Consider the following 1,941-nt stretch of genomic DNA (forward strand, 5'->3'; position numbering starts at 1 on the left):
GCTTGAGATCGTTGAGCTGGGCTTCGAGGGCTTCGATGCGGTCTAGGAGCGATCGCAGGGTGGCGGCTTCGGTATCGGGCAGTTGGCTGTGCTCTAGGGGCGCAGTTTGGGTATTGCAGCGGCACACATTGCGGCTGGGAATGCCGACGGCGGTGCAGTGGGCGGGTACCGGGCGCAGCACCACCGACCCGGCCCCAATGCGGGCGTAGTCGCCAATGGCAATGCGGCCTAAGATCTTGGCCCCAGCGCCAATCACCACGTGGTGACCAACGGTAGGGTGGCGCTGGCCGGTTTCTTTACCGGTGCCGCCTAGGGTGACCCCCTGGTAGATCAGGCAGTAGTCGCCGACGATCGCCGTTTCACCAATCACCACGCCCATGCCGTGGTCGATAAAGACACCCCGGCCAACTTGTGCGCCAGGGTGAATGTCAATGCCAGTAAAAAAGCGGCTGAGGTGGGCGATGAACCGGGGCAAAAAGGGAACACCGCGATCGCGCAACCCGTGGGCCAGGCGATGGGCCACCAGCGCGTGCAGACCGGGATAACAGCACAGCACCTCAAACCAGTGGTTTGCCGCCGGGTCGCGCTCAAAGATAACGGCAAAGTCATCCAGCAAGACATCTAGCAGGGGTAGACGCTGCCGCAGGACGGCGGCATCACTAGAAAACTTGGTAGAAAAGCGAGACAGGGAGAGAAACATGGCACTGGTCGCGGTTGCGGAGGCGTTTGTTTCTCTGCTTATAGCAATGGCCGAAATGCGGCCTGCCGTGGTCTGCGCCATCCAAACTTACTAGAACTATTAGGGCTGTACTCAGCCACTCAACCCTCAGCAAATCTAGCCTTTAAAGTTTATTTAGGGCTAGGGGACGAGTATTTTTGCCCTTGGGAATGGGTATTTTTGCGGCTAGGGCTGAGTATTGTGCACTCAGGGTAAACGCCTTACAGCATCAAACGTTTGCTCGTTTTTTGAGCCTGGGGAATAGTTTAAGGCTTTGCACTCAAAGTACAGATTTCCCAGGGTTTAATCCATGATTTCACAATGCAAACTGTAGCAGATTTGGCAAAACCTTCTCTATTTAATTCAGTAATCCTTAACAACCTGCGAATTAAGGCGGGGAATAGATGGGGAAGGCGATCGCCCCTCAAAGTTCCCTATCCCGCTCAGGCCAAATCCTCTCTACATACCCCGTAGGGGCATTGCAGTGCAATGCCCCTACGGGGTATCGGTTGCAAACCAGAGATTTGTGGGTCGCATCAGGTACCAGAGGACATGTCGTTTTAGTTTCTATCGTGCCAACGTTCCAGCGTTGATACCGCCTCTCCAGACGCTCCTGCGTCTCATCAGACGGGGCGCTGGAGCGCCATGGTGGGCATTCCACGCGAAGCGTAGGAACGATAGGGATAGGGCTTACATAGGTCACAGGTTTAGAGGTCAAAGGGTTTAAATGCCTGCCCCCGTCCTAGCTAGCGATAGACAATGCCTGCCTTAAACGTGGGGCATTTACGTTGCTTAATGTTATGACGGTTAAGCTCGATACCGTTCTCTATTAAATAGAGAAAGAATCGATACAGCTTCAAAATTTACTTTTATAAAATCATCCCTCAATCTGTATCGAGTTTTGCAAAAACAGCCGATTTGAGTACTCACAAAAAGCCTGCAGATTCAGGGCAGATTTAGGCTTTATCCCTTGACTGTAAAGCCTTTGGGCTGAGTGCAGAAATACCGGCATGAACCGAAAAAATGCTAGGGCAGGGTGGGCAAAATACTCGTCCCCCAACTTTCAAAAAAGATTGAACTCCGTCGCTGCAAGGGGTTCAGCCTTTGAGTACAGCGCTAATCATTCAATAAATCCTATCGGGCACCGCTGCCTAGGAGGCGATCGCCCCGTTGCTATAACTCTTTCAACGCCAAGCACCCCAGCGTTACCCCATCCTCCCTAC

1 protein-coding gene is annotated in these 1,941 nt (G+C 53.3%); it reads right to left on the reverse strand.

From position 1 onward, the window contains the following. Positions 1-700: serine O-acetyltransferase (gene cysE, locus IQ273_RS32875; RefSeq protein ID WP_194027267.1), on the reverse strand; the 700-nt coding region annotated here is incomplete at its 3' end. Positions 701-1,941 lie beyond the last annotated feature (1,241 nt).

The sequence above is a fragment of the Nodosilinea sp. LEGE 07298 genome, assembly GCF_015207265.1.
Lineage (GTDB): Bacteria > Cyanobacteriota > Cyanobacteriia > Phormidesmidales > Phormidesmidaceae > Nodosilinea.